General features: G+C 60.8%; 16 protein-coding genes. All 16 read left to right on the forward strand.

Annotated elements, in window-relative coordinates:
• Positions 1-240 precede the first annotated feature (240 nt).
• Positions 241-1,014, forward strand: a complete 774-nt coding sequence (rfbF, locus tag ACA060_RS07660) for a glucose-1-phosphate cytidylyltransferase (protein ID WP_461957774.1) — start codon at positions 241-243, stop codon at positions 1,012-1,014.
• The gene (gene rfbG / locus ACA060_RS07665) at positions 996-2,078 is read left to right on the forward strand and encodes a CDP-glucose 4,6-dehydratase (RefSeq protein WP_497316402.1); all 1,083 of its coding nucleotides are present in this window, start codon (positions 996-998) and stop codon (positions 2,076-2,078) included. Before rfbF ends, rfbG begins: the two co-directional genes overlap by 19 nt.
• On the forward strand, positions 2,075-2,635 hold the full coding sequence (locus ACA060_RS07670) for a dTDP-4-dehydrorhamnose 3,5-epimerase family protein (RefSeq protein WP_497316404.1): 561 nt from the start codon (positions 2,075-2,077) through the stop codon (positions 2,633-2,635). The genes rfbG and ACA060_RS07670 overlap by 4 nt, the downstream gene beginning before the upstream one ends.
• Positions 2,632-3,858, forward strand: a complete 1,227-nt coding sequence (locus tag ACA060_RS07675) for a methyltransferase domain-containing protein (RefSeq protein ID WP_497316406.1) — start codon at positions 2,632-2,634, stop codon at positions 3,856-3,858. Before ACA060_RS07670 ends, ACA060_RS07675 begins: the two co-directional genes overlap by 4 nt.
• Complete coding sequence (locus tag ACA060_RS07680) at positions 3,855-4,712, forward strand: NAD-dependent epimerase/dehydratase family protein (protein WP_497316408.1); 858 nt, start codon at positions 3,855-3,857, stop codon at positions 4,710-4,712. Before ACA060_RS07675 ends, ACA060_RS07680 begins: the two co-directional genes overlap by 4 nt.
• Entirely contained in the window at positions 4,702-5,772 is a 1,071-nt protein-coding gene (locus ACA060_RS07685; protein ID WP_497316410.1) for a class I SAM-dependent methyltransferase, read from the forward strand. The genes ACA060_RS07680 and ACA060_RS07685 overlap by 11 nt, the downstream gene beginning before the upstream one ends.
• Positions 5,773-5,789: 17 nt before the next feature.
• Positions 5,790-6,527, forward strand: a complete 738-nt coding sequence (locus tag ACA060_RS07690; RefSeq protein WP_497316412.1) for a cephalosporin hydroxylase family protein — start codon at positions 5,790-5,792, stop codon at positions 6,525-6,527.
• 51 nt (positions 6,528-6,578) lie between these two features.
• Complete coding sequence (locus ACA060_RS07695; RefSeq protein WP_497316414.1) at positions 6,579-9,512, forward strand: TIGR00180 family glycosyltransferase; 2,934 nt, start codon at positions 6,579-6,581, stop codon at positions 9,510-9,512.
• A 29-nt stretch (positions 9,513-9,541) separates the two neighbouring features.
• Positions 9,542-10,543 carry a UDP-N-acetylglucosamine 4,6-dehydratase (inverting) gene (gene pseB, locus ACA060_RS07700; RefSeq protein WP_403099396.1) on the forward strand — a complete coding sequence of 334 codons (1,002 nt, stop codon included), beginning with the start codon at positions 9,542-9,544 and terminating at the stop codon, positions 10,541-10,543.
• The gene (pseC, locus tag ACA060_RS07705; RefSeq protein WP_497316416.1) at positions 10,540-11,703 is read left to right on the forward strand and encodes a UDP-4-amino-4,6-dideoxy-N-acetyl-beta-L-altrosamine transaminase; all 1,164 of its coding nucleotides are present in this window, start codon (positions 10,540-10,542) and stop codon (positions 11,701-11,703) included. The genes pseB and pseC overlap by 4 nt, the downstream gene beginning before the upstream one ends.
• A 6-nt stretch (positions 11,704-11,709) precedes the next feature.
• Positions 11,710-12,405, forward strand: coding sequence for a pseudaminic acid cytidylyltransferase (gene pseF, locus ACA060_RS07710; protein WP_497316418.1), 696 nt, complete (start codon positions 11,710-11,712; stop codon positions 12,403-12,405).
• On the forward strand, positions 12,402-13,907 hold the full coding sequence (gene pseG / locus ACA060_RS07715; protein ID WP_497316420.1) for a UDP-2,4-diacetamido-2,4,6-trideoxy-beta-L-altropyranose hydrolase: 1,506 nt from the start codon (positions 12,402-12,404) through the stop codon (positions 13,905-13,907). The genes pseF and pseG overlap by 4 nt, the downstream gene beginning before the upstream one ends.
• The gene (gene pseI, locus ACA060_RS07720) at positions 13,900-14,952 is read left to right on the forward strand and encodes a pseudaminic acid synthase (RefSeq protein ID WP_497316422.1); all 1,053 of its coding nucleotides are present in this window, start codon (positions 13,900-13,902) and stop codon (positions 14,950-14,952) included. Before pseG ends, pseI begins: the two co-directional genes overlap by 8 nt.
• 229 nt (positions 14,953-15,181) lie before the next feature.
• The gene (locus tag ACA060_RS07725; protein ID WP_497316424.1) at positions 15,182-16,108 is read left to right on the forward strand and encodes a ketoacyl-ACP synthase III; all 927 of its coding nucleotides are present in this window, start codon (positions 15,182-15,184) and stop codon (positions 16,106-16,108) included.
• Positions 16,109-16,204: 96 nt separating this feature from the next.
• Positions 16,205-17,497 carry a motility associated factor glycosyltransferase family protein gene (locus tag ACA060_RS07730; protein WP_497316426.1) on the forward strand — a complete coding sequence of 431 codons (1,293 nt, stop codon included), beginning with the start codon at positions 16,205-16,207 and terminating at the stop codon, positions 17,495-17,497.
• Positions 17,494-17,763: a hypothetical protein gene (locus ACA060_RS07735; RefSeq protein WP_497316428.1), complete on the forward strand. Its 270-nt coding sequence runs from the start codon at positions 17,494-17,496 to the stop codon at positions 17,761-17,763. The genes ACA060_RS07730 and ACA060_RS07735 overlap by 4 nt, the downstream gene beginning before the upstream one ends.
• Positions 17,764-17,885 lie beyond the last annotated feature (122 nt).

The raw sequence follows: 17,885 nt of genomic DNA on the forward strand, positions 1-17,885 counted from the left end.
GTAGCCGTTACCGCAGAAACGGATATGTACACAAATCCCAAATCCCAAATCCCTCCAACCCCCACCAGTCGCCGACCCCAAACAATTGGCTCACTTCCTGCAAGTCCCCCGCATATCGCCATAAAACCTTCACCTCAAAACACGTGAAGGCCCCAGTGGCTGCGGGTAAATGATGTGCATCTGACGGTTCGCCAACCCTCGCGGGGGTGGCAGGGCCGCGCGAAGAGCAAGAGGACAGCGATGAAGGCAGTAATTCTGGCAGGTGGTCTCGGTACGCGGATCAGCGAAGAGTCGCACCTCAAGCCCAAGCCGATGATCGAAATCGGCGGCAAGCCAATTCTTTGGCACATTATGAAACAGTACTCCGCCCACGGGATTCATGACTTCGTGATCTGCCTTGGCTATAAGGGCTACGCGATCAAGGATTTCTTCGCCAACTACTTCCTGCACACCTCCGACGTCACCTTCGACATGTGCAACAACCGCATGGACGTCCACCAGAACTACAGTGAACCGTGGCGCGTCACCCTGATCGACACCGGCGAAGACACCATGACCGGTGGCCGTCTGCGTCGCGCCGCCCGTTACCTGGAAGGCGAAGAAGCGTTCTGCTTCACCTACGGCGACGGCGTTTCGGACCTCAACATTGGCGCCTTGGTGGACTTCCACCTGACCCACGGCAAACTCGCGACCGTCACCGCCGTGCAGCCACCGGGTCGTTACGGCGCTCTGGAGCGCGACGGCGACAGCGTCAAAGGCTTCATCGAGAAACCACGCGGTGATGGCGGCTGGATCAATGGCGGGTTCTTCGTGCTGTCACCCAAAGTGCTGCCCTACATCGCCGACGATCAAACCTCCTGGGAAGCCGAGCCATTAGCCGCGCTGGCCAGCGAACAGCAACTGCAAGCCTTCCAGCACGACGGTTTCTGGCATCCGATGGACACCCTGCGCGACAAAAACCACCTTGAGCAGTTGTGGCTGAGCGGGGAGGCCCCATGGAAACAATGGGACTGAGCCCGGAGTTCTGGCGCGGCAAGCGGGTCCTGCTGACCGGCCATACCGGCTTCAAAGGCAGTTGGTTGACGTTGTGGCTGCAAAGCCTCGGCGCCGAGGTCAGCGGTTTTTCGCTGGACCCGTCGACCGAGCCGAGCTTGTTCGAGCTGGCGCGGGTGCACGAAGGCATCAACGATCAGCGCGGCGACTTGCGTGACCTCGGCGCGTTGCTGGAGCTGATCGCCGAGACCCAGCCGGAAATCGTCCTGCACCTGGCGGCCCAGCCGTTGGTGCGCGAAGCTTATCGCGACCCGCTGGGGACTTACTCCAGCAACGTCATGGGCACCCTCAACCTGCTCGAAGCGATCCGCCAAGTCGGCGGCGTGCGCGCCTGTGTGCTGGTGACCACCGACAAGGTCTATGCCAACCAGGAATGGCTGTGGCCGTACCGTGAAAACGAAGCCCTCGGCGGGCACGATCCCTACAGCAGCAGCAAAGCCTGTTGCGAGTTGTTGGCACAGTCTTACGCCGCTTCGTTCTTCCCGGCGGAAAAGCATGCCGAGCACGGTCTGGCCCTGGCCACCGCGCGTGCCGGCAACGTCTTGGGCGGCGGTGATTTTGCACCAGAGCGTTTGATCCCCGATGTGCTCAAAGCCTGGTCCGCCGACGAACCCGTGACCCTGCGCTACCCACAAGCCGTGCGCCCGTGGCAGCACGCGCTGGAGCCCCTGGCCGGTTACCTGCAACTAGCCGCCGGCCTCTATGAAAAAGGTCCGGCATTTGCCGGTGCGTGGAACTTCGGGCCGAGCGAAGCGGACATGTGCAGCGTCGGCGAAGTCGTCGAATTGCTTGCCAGCCGCTGGCCGCAAGCCCGTGGTTTGCGCATCGAGCCGAGTGATTTGCATGAGGCCGGTCTGTTGCGTCTGGACAGCAGCCGCGCCCGTCAACTGTTGGCCTGGCAACCGCGATGGTCGTTGCAGCAGTGCCTGACCCAGACCCTCGACTGGCACCTGGCGTGGCAAAACGGCGACGACATGCGCGCTATCACCCTGGGCCAGTTGAACCTGTACCGAGGCGCGCTGTGAGCGAGTTTCTGTTGAAACCATTGCCGCTCGCCGGGCTGTTCAGCGTGCAGCACAAACGCTTCGAAGATGAACGCGGACACTTTGCGCGGCTGTTCTGTGAAGGCAGCCTCAGCGCGTTCGGCGAGCCGTTTCATATTCGCCAGATCAACCATTCCTGCACCCGCGAACGCGGCAGTGTGCGCGGTCTGCATTACCAGAACGCGAGTGCGCCGGAAGCCAAGCTGATCACCTGCCTGCGCGGTGAAGTCTGGGACGTGGCGGTGGATTTGCGCCCCGACTCCGAGACCTTCCTGCATTGGCACGCCGAACACCTGCGCGCCGGCGACGGTCGCAGCCTGTTGATTCCGGCCGGGTTCGCCCACGGTTTCCAGTCCCTGACTGACGACGCCGAATTGCTCTACCTGCACAGCGCTGACTACACGCCTGTGCACGAGGGTGGTTTGAGCGTGAATGATCCACGGCTGGAGATTGCCTGGCCGTTGCCTGTCAATAATCTGTCGGCACGGGATTCCAGCCATCCCTTGCTCGATGAACACTTCGCTGGAGTGTGTGTATGAACTGCCGTGGTTGCGGGACTTCCCTGGCCTTGCCGCTGATCGATCTCGGCACCTCGCCGCCGTCCAACGCCTATGTGCGCGCCGATCAACTTGAGCAAGCCGAGCAATGGGTGCCGCTGAAAGTGGCGGTGTGTCAGCAGTGCTGGCTGGTGCAGACCGAGGATTACACCAGCGCCGATAGCCTGTTCGATGCCGAGTACGCGTATTTCAGTTCGTTTTCCAGCACCTGGCTGGCTCATGCCGATAAGTACGTGGCCGAGATGGTCGAACGCTTCGGCCTGAACGCCGACAGCCGCGTGGTGGAAATCGCCGCCAACGATGGCTACCTGCTGCAGTACGTGGCCGGGCGCGGCATTCCCTGCCTGGGCGTCGAGCCGACCCGCAGCACCGCGCAAGCGGCGCGAGAAAAAGGCCTGGAGATCCGCGAGCTGTTCTTCGGCCGCGACACGGCTGCGCAATTGATCGCCGACGGTTGGTCCGCCGACCTGATGGCGGCCAATAACGTGCTGGCCCATGTGCCGGACATCAATGATTTCCTCGGTGGTTTCGCGACATTGCTGAAACCGACCGGCGTGGCGACCTTCGAATTTCCGCAATTGCTGGCCCTGATGGCCGGGCAGCAGTTCGACACGCTGTATCACGAGCACTATTCCTACCTGTCGCTGACCGCGGTGCAGACCCTGTGCGAGCGCAACGGTCTGGAAGTGTTCGACGTCAGTCAGCTGTCGACCCATGGTGGATCGCTGCGCGTGTTCGTTCAGCGCTTTGATGGTCTGCGCCGGGAAGTCCAGCCAGCGGTTCAAGAGCAACTGCAAGCCGAACGCGACGCCGGGGTGAAAACCCCCGAGTACTACGCGACCCTCGCGCCCGCCGCCGAGCGCATCAAGCACGAACTGCTGTGTTTCCTGTTGCAGGCCAAAGCCGATGGCAAGCGCGTGGTCGGTTACGGCGCCGCGGCCAAGGGCAACACCTTGCTCAACTACGCCGGGGTCAAGCCGGACCTGCTGGCCTGGGTCGCCGACGCCAATCCGCACAAGCAGGGCAAATACCTGCCAGGCAGTCGCATCCCGATTGTGTCGCCGGCGCAGATCGATCTGGAAAAACCCGATTACGTCCTGGTGCTGCCGTGGAACCTGTTGCACGAAGTCAGTCAGCAACTGGCCCAGGTGCGCGAGTGGGGCGGCCGCTTTGTCATCGCCGTGCCTGAGTTGACCGTCCTGTGAAGGTCCTGGTCACCGGGGCGACCGGGTTCGTCGGTCGCCATCTGGTCGAGGCCTTGCTCGCCCGCGGCTGCGAAGTCCGCGCGGTGGCACGTAACGTCGAGACCGCTGCGAACATGCCGTGGATCAATGCCGTGGAATTCGTTGCGGCGGATATTCACGCCGCCGACCTCGACATCGCCGCGCTGACCGATGGCATCGACGCGTTGGCGCACCTGGCTTGGCCTGGGTTGCCGAACTATCAGGCGCTGTTTCACTTCGAGCACAACTTGATGGCCGACTATCGGTTCATCAAGGGCGCGGTCGAGGCGGGCGTTTCGCAAGTGCTGGTCACCGGCACCTGCTTTGAATACGGCTTGCAGAGCGGTCCGCTCGGCGAGCAAACCGCGCCACAGCCAAGTAATCCTTATGGCTTGGCAAAGAACACACTGCGCCTGTTCCTCGAAAATCTGCAGCGGGTTCAACCGTTCACCCTGCAATGGGCGCGGCTGTTTTACCTGCACGGCGAGGGGCAAAACCCGAACAGTTTGCTGGCGGCGCTGGACCGGGCCATCGATGCCGGTGACGCCAGTTTCAATATGTCGGCCGGCGAACAGTTGCGCGATTACCTGGCGATCGAGACGGCCGCCGGCTACCTCGCCGCCATCGTGCAACACCGTGAATTCGACGGCGTGATCAATTGTTCCAGCGGCCAGCCGATTTCGGTGCGGGCGCTGGTCGAGCAGCGACTGCAGGAACGTGGCGCGGCGATCCGTCTGAACCTCGGTCATTACCCATACCCGACCCACGAACCCATGGCGTTCTGGGGCGTGGCGGACCGTTTGCAACAGCTACTGGGAGCAGAGCATGAGGCATGAGTTGTATCGGGTCGCCGACCTGCCGGTGTTGCAGAACCGCACCTTTGCCGACCCTGCGTCGGCGAAAGCGTCAGCGTGCGCCGACATGGTCCTGGTGCAGGACGACAAGAGCGGGTTGATCTTCAACCAGGCCTTCGATGCCGACAAGCTCAGCTACGACGCTGACTACCAGAACGAGCAGGCGCACTCGGGCCAGTTCCAGAAGCACCTGAGCGATGTCGAAGGCATCATTGCCCGTCACTTCAAGGGTCAGGAACTGATCGAAGTCGGCTGCGGCAAAGGCTACTTCCTGGAGCTGCTGAAAAGCCTGGGCTACGCCATCACCGGCATCGACCCGGCCTACGAAGGCAGCAACGCCGATGTGATCAAGGCACCGTTCACTCGAGGCCTGGGCTTGGCGGCGGACGCGATCGTGCTGCGCCATGTGCTGGAGCACATTCAGGATCCAGTGAGTTTCCTCGCTGAAATAGCCGACGCCAATCAGGGCGGGCAAATCTACATCGAAGTGCCGTGCTTCGACTGGATCCTGGAGCACCGCGCCTGGTTCGACCTGTTCTACGAGCACGTCAATTACTTCCGCCTCGACGATCTGCGCCGGATGTTCGGCACGGTGCACGAGGCCGGTCACCTGTTCGGTGGCCAATACCTGTACATCGTGGCGGACCTGGCGACCTTGCGCCTGACCCCGGAACAACCGGTGCCGCGCCTTGAGTTGCCACAGGGTTTCACCAGCAGCCTCGAGCGCGCGGTGCAGATCATTCAAGCCGCCCCCGAGCAGGGTTCGGTGATCTGGGGCGCGTCGTCCAAAGGCGTGATCTATTCGCTGTTCCTGCAGCGGGCCGGTGTGGCGGTGGATCGCGTGGTGGATATCAACCCGGCCAAACAGGGCCGGTATCTGCCCCTGAGCGGCGTGCGGGTGTCCTCGCCGCAAGAGGCCATGGATGCGTTGCCCGAAGGCGCCAACCTGTTTGTGATGAACTCCAACTACCTCGAAGAAATCAAGCGGATGACCGATGGACGCTACGTCTATCACGCCGTCGACAGCGCTTCGTTCCAGTGACTATTGAGATTAGAAAAATGACTGACAACACCATCAATACAGCCTTCGAAGCCGAATGCCAGGCAGAAATCGCAGCCCAGGGCGACGACCAGAAACTCACCGGCCTGGCCCAGGATTTCTTCAACCAGTCGGCGAAGCACAAGTACAGCTACCACTTCTCGTGGATGGGCCGTCCGATCATTCAGTTGCCGCAAGACATGATGGCGATGCAGGAAATCATCTGGCAGGTCAAACCCGACCTTGTGATTGAATGCGGCATCGCCCACGGCGGTTCGATCATCTACTACGCCTCGTTGCTGGAACTGCAAGGCCACGGTGAAGTGCTGGGCATCGACCTCGACATTCGCCCGCACAACCGCGAAGCCATCGAATGCCACCCGATGAGCAAGCGCATCAAAATGATTGAAGGTTCGAGCATCGACGCGGCCATCGCCGAGCAAGTGCGCGCAGCGGCCGAAGGCAAAAAAGTCATTCTGGTCCTGGATTCCAACCACACCCACGACCACGTGCTGGAAGAGCTGCGCTTGTATGCGCCACTGGTCTCGGTCGACAGCTACTGCGTGGTGATGGACACCGTGGTTGAAGACATGCCGGCCGACTTCTTCCCGGATCGTCAATGGGGCCCGGGCGACAACCCGAAGACTGCCGTGTGGAAATACCTGGAAGAAAACGCTGACTTCGAGATCGACCGTCAGTTGCAGAACAAGCTGCTGATCACCGTGGCGCCGGACGGCTACCTGCGTCGCGTTCGTTAATCATTATTGAATCTGGGTTCTCGGCGCTTGGCCGGTTGTGGGGATAGAGATATGCGCGTTCAAAACACTGCTCGTAACGATGTGGCATCGCTGAAAGAACGGTTGACGGTGGTGGTGATTTCCCACAACCGCAACGCCTACCTGCGGCGCACCTTGCAGTACTACAGCAGCTATCCCTGCACGATCCTGGTCCTGGATTCTTCGCTGAAAAGCGATGAAAACATCACCCGCGATTACCCGATGGTCGATTACCGGCACCTGCCGCAGTTCACCTACACCGGGCTCCAGGAAAAACTCGCCTATGGCGTGAACCAGGTGACCACGCCGTACATGGTGCTGGCGGCTGATGACGATTTCCTGATCCACGATGCGGTCACCGAGTCGCTGGAGTTCCTCGAAGACAACGCCGATTACGGCATGGCCCACGGCTACGGGATCATGTACCTGGCCCGCGCCACGGAAGTGAATTACTTCCGCCGCGACCGCAAGGGGCCGGAAGATTACTGCTCCGATAAAGCCGAAGATCGCCTGATGCAATTCATGGGGCACTTCCTGCCGCCGTTCTACGCGGTCAGCCGCACCGAGCTGCTGCAAGACTGGCACAACGCTTTGCTGCCAGGCACCAGCTTCGAATGGCAGGAAATCGGCCATGCCTATTACATGCTCGCTCGGGCCAAGGCGCGGATTTTGCCGATCCCGTTCGCCGTGCGGGAAATCCCTTACGGGGCCTCGGAGCACAACACCAACGTGCTGACGGTGTTGACGCTCAAAGACGCAAAAACCGTGGCCGACCGCGAGCGCTTCGCCGAGTTTCTGGCCTCATTGCCGACCGGCATGAGCCACAAGACGCTGGCCGAGGGCAAGCAGGTGGCGCTGGACAGTTTCGCCACCATGGCCGACTGCCTGAACAACATGCGTTCGCTGAAAGGCACGCTGATTTTCACCTCGGCCTGGCTGGAGTCTGGCAAAGAGCCGGTGCGCACGTTCAACACCGAGCAGTTTGTCGAAATGCCGTTCTACAACCAGCCGGTGTTCGATCTGCTGACTGAATTCGAATTCCTCCTGCACACCATGCCGGCCGGCAAACTGCAGTTGCAGGAACTGGAAGGCATCTTGCTCAAGCAACATGAGCTGATGCGCGTTCATCCCAATGATAACGACCGCACTCTGCGTGCCCGTTTGTGGGAAGCACTGAGCCTCTATGCGTTCAACCGCACCGTGGTTGCGCGTCTGGCCGAGTCGTTGCAGGGCACCGAAGAAGAGGAGGAGGGCGTCAAGCTGCAAGCCTGGGCCAAGCGTCTCGTGTCGGTGCCGAAACAGGACGAACAGTCGTTGTTCGAGAACATGCCGTCCGGTCGCCTGCTGAACTGGATCGAAGCGCGCAATCCTGACGCAAAGCAACTCAAGTCGATCAGTGCGCACCTGGCCAAACACAACGGCGGTCCGCAATTCGGCATTCTCTTGCTGGACCTTGACGCTGACATGGTCAAGTTGCAGACCACCTTCGACAGCCTGGTCAGTGGTCACTGCAAAGCGTTCAAGGTGGTGGTGTTTACCACCGGCGATTTGCCAGCGACCACCACGGCGCGTGACACGGTGCACTTCGTCAAGGTCACCGCCACCAACTATGTCGAACGCATCAACCAGAGTGTGACCCAGTCCACCGCCGACTGGCTGGTGCTGGCCGAGGCCGGTGATCAGTTCACCGCCAGCGGCCTGCTGCGCGCGAGCCTCGAATTGTTGGGTGCCGAAGGCGTGCGCGCCGTGTCCATGGACGAAATCCAGCGTCAGGAAAACGGTTCCCTGAGCGATGTGTTCCGTCCAGGCGTCAACCTCGATCTGCTGCAAACCGTGCCGTCGATGATGGCCCGTCACTGGTTGATCCAGCGTGACGTCTTGGTCGAGGCGGGTGGTTACTCGACTGAATACGCGTCGGCACTGGAATTCGATCTGGTGTTGCGCCTGATCGAAGACGGCGGCTTGGGTGGCCTGGCACATCTGGCCGAGCCGCTGCTGATCTGCAACGCGCCGTCAACCGAGGAAAACGCCCACGAACGTCAGACCCTGACACGTTCCCTCAAGGAGCGCGGTTATCGCGCTCAGATCAGCTGCGAATTGCCGCAGACCTGGCAGATCAACTACCAGCACGCCGAACGGCCGAAGGTCTCGATCATCTTGCACAGCCAGGACAATTTCGAGTCGCTGCAACAAGCCGTGGTCAGCGTACTGCAACGCACCCGTTATCAGCAGCACGAAATTCTGATCGCCGATAACCACAGCCAGTCCGAAGAATTGCTGACCTGGCTGGCCAGCCTGGAAGGTAAGGACGATCGCCTGCGCGTCCTGCGTACCGGCGAGCGTCTGAGCGCCTCGGCGCTGCATAACTTTGCCGTGCGTGAGGCCAAGGGTGCCTACGTGGTGCTGATGTCTACTGACGCCGTAGTGGTCAACGCCAACTGGCTCGACAGCCTGTTGAACCAGGCCCAGCGTCCGGAAGTCGGGATTGTCGGCGCCAAGCTGATGGACATTCGTGGCGTCACCACGCAAGCCGGCCTGGTGCTGGGCCTCAATGGCGTGCTGGGCTCGGTGTTTATCGATGAGCGCAAAGATGCCAAAGGCTACATGAACGGCCATCAGGTGGAGCAGAACTACTCGGCGGTGTCCGGGGCCTGCATGATGGTTCGCAAAGACCTGTATGAAGCGGTCGGCGGTCTGGACGAAGAACATTTCGACGAAGCCTTCGCAGACATCGACCTGTGCCTGAAAGTCGCCGACGCCGGTTACCTGATCGTCTGGTGCCCTCAAGCGCAAATGCTGCACCCGGGCCTGTTGCCTGACGCACCGCAAACCGCCGCAGCCCTGCAAGACAAGTGGCAAGCGCGTTTTGCCCAAGATTCGGCTTACAACCAGAACCTGGCCTTGACCGGCAAGGGCTTTACCCTCGGCGACGCTTCCAGTGTGAACTGGGCGCAGTTGCTTGCTTAAGCCTGCTGACAGGTAGAAGGACTCAAGGCATGTTCAACGGTAAATCGATATTCATCTCCGGTGGCACCGGTTCATTCGGGCGCAATTTCATCCGCCGTCTGCTGGAGCAATACCAGCCTAAACGGGTGGTGGTGTTCTCTCGCGACGAGCTCAAGCAGTACGAGATGCAGCAGACGTTCAATGCGCCGTGCATGCGCTACTTCCTCGGCGATGTACGTGATGGCGAGCGCTTGCGTCAGGCCATGCGCGGTATCGATTACGTGGTGCATGCCGCCGCTCTGAAACAAGTCCCGGCGGCGGAGTACAACCCGACTGAATGCATCCGCACCAACGTCAACGGCGCGGAAAATATCATCGCTGCGGCGATCGATAACGGCGTGAAAAAAGTCGTCGCGCTGTCCACCGACAAGGCGGCCAGCCCGATCAATTTGTACGGCGCCACCAAGTTGCTGTCGGACAAACTGTTCGTGGCCGCCAACAACATTGCCGGCGAACAGCAGACGCGGTTTGCCGTGGTCCGCTACGGCAACGTGGCAGGTTCGCGCGGCTCTGTCGTGCCGTTTTTCAGCAAGCTGATCAACGAAGGCGCAACAGAGTTGCCGATTACCGATGAGCGCATGACGCGTTTCTGGATCACCCTCGATCACGGCGTGCAGTTCGTACTCGACAGCTTCGCTCGCATGCACGGCGGCGAAGTGTTTGTGCCGAAGATTCCATCGATCCGCATCGTCGATCTGGCGCTGGGCATGGCGGAACACTTGCCGCACAAGAACGTCGGTATTCGTCCTGGTGAAAAACTCCATGAATTGATGGTGCCGCTGGACGATGCGCGCATGACCCTGGAATTCGCCGATCACTACACGATTCAGCCGTCGATTCGTTTCACCAGCGTCGACGTGGATTTCGCCGTCGATAACACAGGCGAGCAGGGCCGACCTGTGAGTGAAGACTTCGAATACCGATCCGACACCAACCCGCACTTCCTGTCGGTGGGCCAGATCGCCGACCTGCACGCCGGGTTGCCGGCATGATTCCTTACGGTCGGCAAAGTCTCGATCAGGCAGACATCGACGCGGTGGTGGCGGTGTTGCAGTCTGACTGGCTGACCCAGGGGCCGACCATCGAGCGTTTTGAACAGGCCATGGCCGAGCGTTGCCAGGCCGATTTCGCGGTCGCGGTGTGCAACGCCACTGCCGCGCTGCACATTGCTTGCCTGGCGGCGGGACTCGGGCCGGGCGACCGCTTGTGGACCACGCCGAACACCTTTCTGGCCTCTGCCAATTGCGGTCGCTACTGCGGCGCCGAGGTGGATTTCGTCGACATCGATCCGCTGACCTGGAACCTCGACGCCTACGCGCTGGAATCGAAACTGGCAGACGCCGAACGTGACGGGACGCTGCCGAAGGTGTTGGTGGCCGTGGCGTTCTCAGGCCAAAGCTGCGACATGCGCAAGATCGCCGAACTGGCCGAGCGTTATGGTTTCACGGTCATCGAGGACGCCTCCCACGCGGTGGGTGCCTCCTATGCCGGGCGTCCGGTGGGGTGCGGCGATTTCGCAGCAATGACGGTGTTCAGTTTTCATCCGGTGAAGATCATCACCAGCGCCGAGGGCGGCATGGTCCTGACCAATCGTGCGGACCTGGCCGAGCGCTTGCAGCGCTTGCGCAGCCACGGTATGACCCGCGATCTGCAGCAGATGACCGAGCCCAGCCACGGTCCCTGGTACTACCAGCAAGTCGAGCTGGGTTTTAATTACCGGATCACCGACCTGCAGGCAGCCCTCGGGATTTCTCAACTGAACAAGCTCGACGACTTCATCGAACGCCGTCGTGAACTGGCGGCGCGTTACGACCGATTGTTGGCCTACTTGCCGCTGATGCTGCCCAGTGCGCAGCCCGAGGCCGAGTCGGCGTGGCACCTGTATGTGGTGCGGTTGCAGGTAGAGCGGATCAACCTCAGCCATCGACAAGTGTTCGAAGGCTTGCGAGCGGCGGGTGTCGGTGTGAACCTGCACTATATTCCGGTGCACCTGCAGCCGTACTATCGCGACCTGGGTTTTGCCGAAGGTGACTTCCCGCAAGCCGAACGTTATTACGCCGAGGCGATCAGCCTGCCGCTGTTTCCCTTGCTGACCGATGAACAGCAGGACTATGTGGTCGAGCAACTGCAGCGGCTGGTTCTAGAGGAGTAGTGACTGTTGAGTTGCATCGCCATCATTCCGGCCCGGGGCGGCAGCAAGCGCATACCGCGCAAGAACCTTAAGCCGTTCGACGGCGTGCCGATGATCGTTCGTTCGATCCGTACGGCACTGGATTCGCAGCTGTTCGACCAAGTGATCGTCAGCACCGACGATGATGAAATCGCCGGGGTCGCGCGCGCGCATGGCGCTCAGGTGCCGTTCATGCGTCCAGCAACATTGGCCGATGAATTCACGGGAACGGCGGCGGTGATGGTGCATGCCTTGAATGAGCTTCCGGCGTTCGACTATGCCTGTTGTATCTACGCGACCGCACCGCTTTTGCAGGCGCGGTATCTGCGTCAGGGATTTGAATTGCTGGAGCAGCATCCCGATAAATCCTTCGCATTTTCCGTGGCCGGTTTCGGCTTTCCCGTGCAGCGTGCCTTGACCCTCGACGAGCACGGTGCGCTGACGTCGCTGTACCCGGAATTTCGCAACACCCGCTCGCAGGACCTGGCCGAAGCCTTTCAAGATGCGGGGCAGTTCTACTGGGGGCGCCGCGAGGCCTGGTTGCGTGGCGATGTGTTGTTTTCCCCGGCGAGCTTGCCGGTGATTCTGCCGCGGCATCTGGTGCAAGACATCGACACCCCCGAAGACTGGAAACGCGCCGAATATCTTTACGCCGCGCTGAAGGCCGGCGGTGAACTGCAATGAGAGTGCTGATTCGTTCCGACGCGTCGCCGACCATTGGCAGCGGGCATATCGCTCGCTTGTTGCCTCTGGCCAGAACCTTGCGCAAGCAGGGCTCGCACGTGGCGTTCGCCTGTCGGCTGCTGCCGGGGCATCGTCTGGATGCGCTGGCGGCCGAAGGTTTTGAAACCTTCGCGTTGCCGCAGCGTTATCCCGATGAAGACCCGCAGCAAGCCATCGAATCCATGCTGCCGTGGCAGGCGGACATCGACGCGCTGGCGCAGGCGCTGGAAAACCATCCGGCGTTCGACTGGATCGTCGTCGACCACTATGGTCTCGACCATCACTGGCAGACGGCGGCCCGGCGCTGGGCGCCTCGGATTGCTGCGGTGGATGACCTTGCTACTCGCCAGTACGCCGTCGATCTGCTGCTCAACCAGAACCTGTCCGGCACGCCAGAGGCTTATGAATCGCTGCTCGCGCCAGGTTGCCAGACATTGTTCGGTCCACGTTTCGCGATGCTGCGCGATGAGTTCCGCTGTCCGGCGATTCTGATCAAGCCCCGGGCCAAACGGATCCTGGTGAATTTCGGCGGCTTCGATGCGGCGATGCAGACTCATCACGCGATGCTGGCGATGGCGGATTTCGACGCGCTGGAAGTCGATTTCGTGGCCGGTGCCGACAATCCGGCCTGGGACACGATGGCGGCCATGGCGGCGGATCGTCCGAACTGGCGGTTGCACAGTTTTGTCAGCGACTTCTACCGGCTGATGACCGAGGCCGACTTGTTTGTCGGTGCCGGTGGCGGCACCAGTTGGGAGCGGGCGGCCATGGGGCTGCCGACGATTTGCATTGCGGTTTCCAATAATCAGCAGGCTAACGGCGAGGTGATGGCCGCTTCGGGTGCCCATGTTTACCTAGGCGCTCGTGAGCAGGTCAGCGTCGAGCAGTTGCGTCAGGCGATCGGTTTTGTCGCGGACAATCAGGGAATGCGCCAGAGCCTGGCCGACCGTTCACGGCAATTGGTCGATGGCCGCGGTGCGCTGCGAGTGGCGGTCGCCTTGGCCGGTGCGGTGTTGCGGATCCGCCCCGCGACCGCAGCCGATGCGCAGCTTCTGTTCGACGGACGCAATGCCGAGGCGGTACGACGCTGGTCGCTGGAGACCGGTGCGATTGAATGGTCGTCGCATCAAAACTGGCTGACCGCCAGTTTGAACAATGCGCAGCGCTTGCTGTTGATCGCCGAAGCTGATGACGGTCCTGTGGGCGTGTTGCGTTATGACTTGCGTGGCTTTACAGCGGAAGTCTCGATTTATCTGTTCGAAGATCGCATGGGCCTGGGCTGGGGCAGGGCGTTGCTGGCCCGCGGCGAGGCGTTCGTCACGGCCCACTGGCCGCAATTGATCGCCATCACCGCCCAGGTTTTGCCAGCCAACCAGCCGTCGCTGAAGGTCTTTCGCGAAGCCGGTTTCACTCAGAGTGCTTGCGCGTTCACGCGCGTATTGAAGGATCACAGAAATGACTAGCTTCAAGATTGGCGACCGCTTGATCGGTACCGACGCGCCGCCATTCATCATCGCCGAGATGAGTGGCAACCATAACCAGTCGCTGGACATGGCTTTGCAAATCGTCGAAGCCGCAGCCAGGGCCGGCGCGCATGCCTTGAAGCTGCAAACCTACACCGCCGACACCATGACCCTGAACCTGTCCGAAGGCGAGTTCTTCATCAAGGACCCCAACAGTCTGTGGGCCGGGACCTCGTTGTTTGCGTTGTACGAGAAAGCGCATACACCGTGGGAGTGGCATGCGCCGATTTTCGCCCGAGCCAAAGAGCTGGGCATGCTGGCGTTCTCCACGCCCTTCGATGACAGTGCTGTCGACTTCCTCGAAAGCCTCGATGTGCCGGCCTACAAGATCGCCAGTTTCGAAAACACCGATCTGCCGCTGATTCGCCGGGTCGCAGCCACCGGCAAGCCCTTGATCATCTCCACCGGCATGGCCAGCATCGCCGAGCTCGACGAAACCGTACGCGCGGCCCGTGAGGCGGGGTGCAAGGATCTGGTGCTGCTCAAATGCACCAGCACTTATCCGGCGACACCGGCCAACAGCAACGTGCGGACCATTCCTCATTTGCGCGAATTGTTTGGCTGCCAGGTCGGCCTGTCCGATCACTCCATGGGTGTCGGCGTGTCCGTAGCGGCGGTGGCGCTGGGCGCGACGGTAGTGGAAAAACACTTCACCCTTGACCGTTCGGCCGGTGGCGTGGACGCCAGTTTCTCCCTGGAGCCGGCCGAACTCGAAAGCCTGGTGATCGAAACCGAGCGTGCCTGGCAGGCCATGGGTCAGGTGCATTACGGGGTGACCGAAGCCGAGCGCAAGTCCTTGGTGTACCGACGCTCGCTGTATGTCACGCAAGACATGGCGGCCGGCGAGCTGTTTACCGTCGCCAATCTGCGGGCCATCCGTCCTGGCCTGGGGCTGGCACCCAAACACGCTGAAACCCTTCTGGGCCGCCGCGCCCGCCACGCCATCAAGCGCGGAACCGCGCTGGACTGGTCGTTGGTCGAATAACGCCTTGCAGCTCTGTTTCGGCAAAATAGCGTGACCTGCGGGTCATAACGCGCATCTTCACTGTATTGTATTAATCGGGGAGGTGGCGCCTGGTCTGTTTTCAGCCCAGTGATGGCCTTTTATTTCTTCCCGCTGCCGCCTCGATGGGGCGACGTTTTTCACTGTTTGTCGGCGCCCCTCGAATCATTACGAGCGGTGGTATTGGGCTGTTTATTATTGGGAAGCCGTAATGATTGGCATAAAAAGCATTGCGAGCTACGTTCCTGTAGCCGGCGTGGACAATTACGCACAAGGTGCAAAATTCGAAAAGGATGAAGAGTTCATCCTGGGCAAAATCGGTTCGGCCTTCCTGCCGCGCAAAGACGCCGGGCAGGAAACTTCGGACCTGTGTGTCGAAGCAGCCAATGCGCTGTTCGCCAACAACCCCGATCTGAAACGTGAATCCATCGATGTGCTGATCGTCGTCACCCAGAACGGCGACGAAGAAGGCCTGCCCCACACCGCAGCCATCGTTCAGGACAAGCTTGGCCTGCCGACCACCGTGGCCGCGTTCGATATTTCCCTGGGCTGCTCCGGCTACGTCTATGGCATCTACGCGATCAAGGGCTTCATGGAAGCCGCCGGCCTGAAGAATGGCTTGCTGATCACCGCCGACCCGTATTCGAAGATCGTCGACCCGGAAGACCGCAACACCACCATGCTCTTCGGTGACGCCGCCACCGCGACCTGGATGGGTGAAAACGCGCCGTGGCAGCTGGGCAAAGCCAAATTCGGCACCGACGGTTCCGGTGCACCGCACCTGAAAGTCACCGACGGCGTGTTCTACATGAACGGTCGCCAGGTGTTCAACTTTGCCCTGCTCAAAGTCCCGGCGCATTTGCATGAGTTGCTGGCCGACTCGCAACTGACCGCTGATGACATCGACGCCTTCTGCATTCACCAGGGCAGCGCAGCGATTGTCGACGCCGTGGCGCGTCGCTTCGAAGGCGAGCCGGAGAAGTTCATCAAGGACATGGTCGAGACCGGTAACACCGTGTCTTCGAGCATTCCGCTGCTGTTGGAAAAACACGTGCTGGACTCCGACTGGAAGCGCGTCGCGTTGAGCGGTTTCGGTGTTGGCCTGTCCTGGGGCTCGGCGATCCTTTATCGCCCTTGAATCCGGTGTTTTAGTCAACGAAAGCCAGACACAAAAATAGCGCTCAAGGTGTAATCTTGAGCGCTATTTTTTTGCCCGAACCAAAAGCGAGGCGCCATGAGCGAGTTCTTTGAGCACAACGTCGACGTCATCCAGCAGCGCTGGCCGGCGTTGGCTGTGCGTTTGCTGGTCGAAGACACGAGCCTGTTGCAGGCTGATCTGGTGGAAGGCCTGGGTTCGACGTTGAGCATCAATGGCATTCAGCTGACCAGCCGCCATGATCGCAGTCGCGAGGCCATGCTTCAGGCCGACAGCCTGCCGGTCGACAGTCCGGTGGCGCATGTCTACGGCACCGGGCTCGGCGATCTGCAAATGGAGTTGTTGGCCCGTGACGGTCTCGAGCGGTTGTACGTGCACATCCTCAACGGCGCGGTGTTTGCCTTGGTGTTGCAACTGCTCGATCAACAGGCTTGGCTCAGCGATCCGCGGGTCGAGTTGTTGTATGCCGGTGACCTGAGGGAAATCCAGCTGCCGTTTTTTGCCTTGCCATCGGAGTTGGTGCTGGCCGACGATTTCAACGCGAAGATTCGTGATCGCCTGATCAGCGAAACCCACCTGACGTTCAATAATCGTGAGTTCGACCCGCAGGCGCCTGAGATTATCGAGCGCTTGGAGGTCAGTCTCGAATGGGTGCAGGGCGATCGCGACGTGGCCGAGTTGTTCGGTTCACAACCGGGGCGGGAGGTGTTTGTCATCGCCACCGGCCCGAGCCTGGAACAGCACTTTGCGACCTTGCGCGCGATTCGCAATGAAGCCGGGCGGCCGTTGTTCATCTGCGTCGATACGGCTTATCGCCCATTGCTCAAACACGGCATACGGCCCGACATCGTCGTCAGCATCGACCAACGTATTTCGGATCGACACCTGCCGTCTGAAGGCACGGCCGAGATCACGCTGGTGTACATGCCCATGCTTGATCCGGCGGTGATCGAGGCCTGGCAGGGGCCGCGTTATGCCGGTTACTCCGCGAGCCCGATCTACCAGCAGCTGCGTCGGCAATTGCCGAGGGGCGAGTTGTATGTCGGCGGCAGCGTGATTCATCCGGCGGCGGACCTGGCGGTGAAAATGGGCGCGGCGCAGATCACGTTGTTCGGCGCCGACTTCGCCTTCCCGGGCGACAAGACCCACGCCGGCTGGAACGACGGTGATCTGGGGCCGCAACTGGGCGCCGCCAAGCACTGGGTGCTGGACGGTCACGGCCAGCGCATCAAGACGCAGCTCAACTTCCGCAGCTATTTGTGTGAGCTGGAGCGTTTTATCGCGGGCCATCCGCAGGTGCGCTTCTTTAACAGCAGTCGGGCAGGGGCGATGATCGCCGGTACGGTTTTTCATCCGGAGTTTGCATCGTGAGCGCGCTTGAAACCTTCGTTGCCGATGCGCAGCACTGTGCAGCCTTGTTCCGTCTGGGGCGTGATGTCGAAGCCGGGCTGGCGATGATCGAGTTGGCCGGTGCGGTCCACCCGGTGTTCGATTCGAAGCCGCAGGAGGCTCAGCAGCAGTGGGCATTTGTGCTCGGCCAGATGTTCGCGTGTCAGGAAGCGCAGAACTGGCTCGCACTGGCCGATTACCTGGAATATGAACTGGTCCAGTTGCTGAATGACACGCTGTCCATATAAGCAATTTCCCCTCTGTCGGTGCCGGCGAGTCCTCGCCCACCTGTCGCCGACATTTCCCTGACGTCATTTTTTCGCTGTCGGATCGTCGCCAACCCCTTGATTTGCGGGGGGTGGCAACGTGA

The organism is Pseudomonas sp. LBUM1671 (assembly GCF_059695685.1).

Coding starts and splice junctions, on each gene's coding strand:
- rfbF (WP_461957774.1), top strand. CDS start 241: ATGAAGGCAGTAATTCTGGCAGGTGGTCTCGGTACGCGGATCAGCGAA.
- rfbG (WP_497316402.1), top strand. CDS start 996: ATGGAAACAATGGGACTGAGCCCGGAGTTCTGGCGCGGCAAGCGGGTC.
- ACA060_RS07675 (WP_497316406.1), top strand. CDS start 2,632: ATGAACTGCCGTGGTTGCGGGACTTCCCTGGCCTTGCCGCTGATCGAT.
- ACA060_RS07685 (WP_497316410.1), top strand. CDS start 4,702: ATGAGGCATGAGTTGTATCGGGTCGCCGACCTGCCGGTGTTGCAGAAC.
- ACA060_RS07690 (WP_497316412.1), top strand. CDS start 5,790: ATGACTGACAACACCATCAATACAGCCTTCGAAGCCGAATGCCAGGCA.
- ACA060_RS07695 (WP_497316414.1), top strand. CDS start 6,579: ATGCGCGTTCAAAACACTGCTCGTAACGATGTGGCATCGCTGAAAGAA.
- pseB (WP_403099396.1), top strand. CDS start 9,542: ATGTTCAACGGTAAATCGATATTCATCTCCGGTGGCACCGGTTCATTC.
- pseC (WP_497316416.1), top strand. CDS start 10,540: ATGATTCCTTACGGTCGGCAAAGTCTCGATCAGGCAGACATCGACGCG.
- pseG (WP_497316420.1), top strand. CDS start 12,402: ATGAGAGTGCTGATTCGTTCCGACGCGTCGCCGACCATTGGCAGCGGG.
- pseI (WP_497316422.1), top strand. CDS start 13,900: ATGACTAGCTTCAAGATTGGCGACCGCTTGATCGGTACCGACGCGCCG.
- ACA060_RS07725 (WP_497316424.1), top strand. CDS start 15,182: ATGATTGGCATAAAAAGCATTGCGAGCTACGTTCCTGTAGCCGGCGTG.
- ACA060_RS07730 (WP_497316426.1), top strand. CDS start 16,205: ATGAGCGAGTTCTTTGAGCACAACGTCGACGTCATCCAGCAGCGCTGG.